The 3,763-nt window shown below is 74.5% G+C and carries 4 protein-coding genes; 3 read left to right on the top strand and 1 reads right to left on the bottom strand.

Annotated features, from left to right (window positions below):
• Positions 1-40 precede the first annotated feature (40 nt).
• Both H5J30_RS21550 and H5J30_RS21555 read left to right on the top strand, forming a co-directional pair.
• Positions 41-1,405 carry a M16 family metallopeptidase gene (locus H5J30_RS21550; RefSeq protein ID WP_220189185.1) on the top strand — a complete coding sequence of 455 codons (1,365 nt, stop codon included), beginning with the start codon at positions 41-43 and terminating at the stop codon, positions 1,403-1,405.
• Between the two features lie 150 nt (positions 1,406-1,555).
• Positions 1,556-2,245 (top strand): GntR family transcriptional regulator, encoded by a 690-nt coding sequence (locus H5J30_RS21555; RefSeq protein WP_181789036.1) that lies wholly within the window; start codon positions 1,556-1,558, stop codon positions 2,243-2,245.
• 121 nt (positions 2,246-2,366) lie between these two features.
• Here the strand turns inward: H5J30_RS21555 and H5J30_RS21560 are convergent, their stop codons facing one another.
• Positions 2,367-2,651: an HPr family phosphocarrier protein gene (locus H5J30_RS21560; RefSeq protein ID WP_181789034.1), complete on the bottom strand. Its 285-nt coding sequence runs from the start codon at positions 2,649-2,651 to the stop codon at positions 2,367-2,369.
• 213 nt (positions 2,652-2,864) lie between these two features.
• On the opposite strand from H5J30_RS21560, the gene H5J30_RS21565 reads away from it, so the two are divergent.
• The coding region (locus H5J30_RS21565) for a GNAT family N-acetyltransferase (RefSeq protein WP_181789035.1) at positions 2,865-3,763 on the top strand (899 nt) is incomplete at its 3' end.

Below are 3,763 nucleotides of genomic sequence, written 5' to 3' on the forward strand. Positions count from 1 at the left end.
AAGACGAGGTTCAGGCGTGACCGCCGAGACGACCAGCACGATGACCTTCCACCCCCGCCCGCAGGGCGGCGACGCCCGGCCCTGGGCCTTCCCGGCGCCCGACCGCGGCACCCTCGCCAACGGGCTCACGGTGCTCACCTGCCACCGCCCCGGCCAGCAGGTCGTCGCCGTCGAGGTGTGCCTCGCCGCGCCGCTGGACGCCGAGCCCGCCGGGCTCGACGGCGTCGCCATGATCATGGCGCGGGCCTTCTCCGAGGGCACGGACACGCACACCGCCGAGGAGTTCGCCGCAGAACTGGAGCGCAGCGGCGCCACCATGGACGCGCACGCCGACCACCCCGGCGTCCGCGTCTCCCTGGAGGTGCCCGTCTCGCGGCTGCGCCGCGGCCTGACGCTGCTCGCCGACGCGCTGCGCGCGCCCGCCTTCCCGGACGGCGAGATCGAGCGGCTGGTCGCCAACCGGCTCGACGAGATCCCGCACGAGCTGGCCAACCCCGGCCGGCGCGCCGCGATGGCGCTGTACGCCGAGCTGTTCGACGCCGGCGACCGCCTCTCGCGCCCCCGCTGGGGCACGGAGGAGTCCGTCGCGCGGATCGACGCCGCGTCCGTACGGGCCTTCTACGACGCCCACGTCCGGCCCGCCACCGCCACCGTCGTGGTCGTCGGCGACCTGACCGGCGCCGACGTCGACGACGCGCTGGCCGCCACGCTGGGCACCTGGACCGGCACCCCCGCCGAGGCCCGCGCGCTGCCACCGGTGGCCGCGGACGACACCGGCCGGGTCGTCATCGTCGACCGCCCGGGCGCGGTGCAGACGCAGATGCTCGTCGGCCGCGTCGGCGCCGACCGGCACGACGCCGTCTGGCCCGCGCAGCTCCTGGGCACGTACTGCCTCGGCGGCACCCTCACCTCCCGCCTGGACGTCGTGCTGCGCGAGGAGAAGGGCTACACCTACGGCGTACGGGCCTCGGCCCAGTCGCTGCGCTCCCCGGCCGACGGCACCGGGGCCGCGCTGCTGGCCGTCGGCGGCTCCGTGGAGACGGACGTGACGGGCCCGGCGCTGGCCGACACCTGGCAGGTGCTGCGCTCGCTGGCCGACGGGCTGACCGACGCCGAGCGGGACGCGGCGGCCGACTTCCTGGTCGGCGTCGCCCCGCTGCGGTACGAGACGTCGGCGGCGGTCGCCGGCACGCTGGCCGACCAGGTCGAGCAGCAGCTCCCGGACGACTACCAGGCCCGGCAGTACGCCCGGCTCGCCGACACCGGCACGGTGGAGGCCACGGCTGCGGTGCTGAGCGCGTTCCCCACGGACCGGCTCGTCACCGTGCTCGTCGGCGACGCGGAGAAGATCGCCGAGCCGGTGCGGGAGCTGGGCATCGGTGAGGTCAGGGTCGTCTCGGGCTGACCGCCGGCTTTTCCGCGTACCGCGGTAAAAGGCCCGTAGCAGTCCGGAAAGAGCCCGGCGGTACCGCCGGGCTCTTTCCCGTTCCTGCCGTAATTCGCATACCACTGCCATACTGTTCACCCGGCGGCGCTGAGGGGCGTGGATGATGCGGTGTGCGCGGTGAACGGCGGTATTTCCCAGGCGGTGTGCACGGCGATCCGCGACGACATCGTCTCCGGATTCTTCGCCCAGGGCGCCCGGCTCGCCGAGGAGCACCTCGCGCGCCGGTACGGCGTCTCGCGGGTGCCGGTCCGCGAGGCGCTGCGCACGCTGGAGTCGGAGGGCTTCGTCACCACGAAGCGGCACGCCGGCGCCTGTGTCGCCGAGCCCACCGTGCAGGACGCCGCCGACCTGCTGGAGATACGCGCGCTGCTGGAGCCGCTGGGCGCCGCCCGCGCGGCCCAGCGGCGTACGGAGGCCCATCTGAAGGTGCTGCACGGCCTGGTGCGGCTGGGCAGGGAGCGGGCCGAGCGCGGGCACGTCGCGGAGTTGCCGTCGCTGAGCACGTGGTTCCACGAGACGCTGGCGCAGGCCACCGGCAGCCGCAGCCTGGCCGCGCTGCTGGTGCAGGTGCGCCGGAAGGTGTCCTGGCTGTACGGGCCCTCGCCGGCGGTGCGGACGGTGGAGGCGTGGGACGAGCACGGCGCGATCGCCGACGCCGTGGCGCGCGGTTACGCGGAGCGGGCCAGGGGTCTCGCGGCGGCGCACCTGGAACGCTCGACGGCCGCGTACGAATTGCGCAGAACGGTGCGGGTGAGTTCCCGGAAACATGCCGTAAACACGGGAAGCGATCAGCCGTAACAATGACGTGCCGGGTGGAAATCGGCGGCGCGGGCGGAAAGCCGGGCCCGTCGGAATTCGCCCCGCGGTAATCGGCCAATTCCGTCCGGCGGTGGGGTGCGGATTCGCCCGCGTACGGGCGTCAGACGGCTTCGGGCAGTTCGTCCAGGCCCTCCGCGACCAGCTTCGCCAGCCGGTCGAGCGCGGGGTCCGAGGCGTCGTCCTCCGAGGCGAGGACGATCTCGTCGCCGCCCTTGGCGCCCAGGCCCAGCACGGCCAGCATGGAGGCGGCGTTGACGGCGTTGCCGTCGGCGGCCTTCGCGATCGTCACCGGGACGCCGGCGGCGGTGGCCGCCCGTACGAAGATCGACGCGGGACGGGCGTGCAGCCCCTCGGCCCAGCCGACGGTGACGCGGCGCTCAACCATGGTGTTGCCCTTCCATCGTTCTAGTTGTCTAGACCATTCTTGCACGCGCGCCGAACCGGCCGGACCGCGGCCGGCCTGTGCTTTACGTCCCCGAGCGGGCCCTGCGCCGCCCGCCCCGGCCGCCCGCGGGACCCGGCACGCCCGGCGAGGTCACCTCAGACTGCCCTGCCGCGCCCGCTCCCGCCAGCGTGCGCGGACCGTAACCTGGGCCCCATGGCCACCCCGTCGGCACACGAGTACCCCACCCACTGGGAGGCCGACGTCGTGCTGCGCGACGGCGGCACCGCACAGGTCAGGCCGATCGTCCCGGACGACGCCGACCGGCTCGTCGCGTTCTTCGACCGGGTCTCCGACGAGTCCAAGTACCTGCGCTTCTTCGCCCCGCACCCGCAGCTCTCCGCCAAGGACGTACACCGCTTCACCCACCACGACTACGTCGACCGGGTGGGCCTGGCCGCCGTCGTCGGCGACGCCTTCATCGCCACCGTGCGCTACGACCGCACCGAGCCCGCCGCCGACGGGGCCACGCAGGCCGAGGTGGCCTTCCTCGTCCAGGACGACCAGCAGGGCCGCGGCGTCGCCTCCGCGCTGCTGGAACACATCGCCGCCTGCGCCCGCGAGCGCGGCGTGCGCCGCTTCGCCGCCGACGTGCTGCCCGCCAACAGCCGCATGATGAAGGTGTTCACGGACGCCGGCTACACCCAGAAGCGCAGCTTCGAGGACGGCGTCGTGCGGCTGGAGTTCGAGCTGGAGCCCACCGAGCGGTCGCTCGCCGTCATGCACGGCCGCGAACAGCGCGCCGAGGCCCGCTCCGTACAGCGGCTGCTCGCCCCGCGCTCCGTCGCCGTGATCGGCGTCGGCCGCCGCCCCGGGGGCGTCGGCCGCACCGTCCTCGCCAACCTCCTCGCCGCCGGCTTCACCGGCCGGCTCTACGCCGTGAACCACGCCTACCCCGCGGACCAGGAGACGCTCCTGCCCGAGGACGTCCCCGCACGCCGCTCCGTACGCGACATCGACGAACCCGTCGACCTCGCCGTCGTCGCCGTGCCCGCCGCCCGCGTCCCCGGCGTCGTCGACGACTGCGGCGAACAGGGCGTCCAGGGGCTCGTCGT

Source organism: Streptomyces phytophilus (assembly GCF_013870535.1).
Lineage (GTDB): Bacteria > Actinomycetota > Actinomycetes > Streptomycetales > Streptomycetaceae > Streptomyces > Streptomyces phytophilus.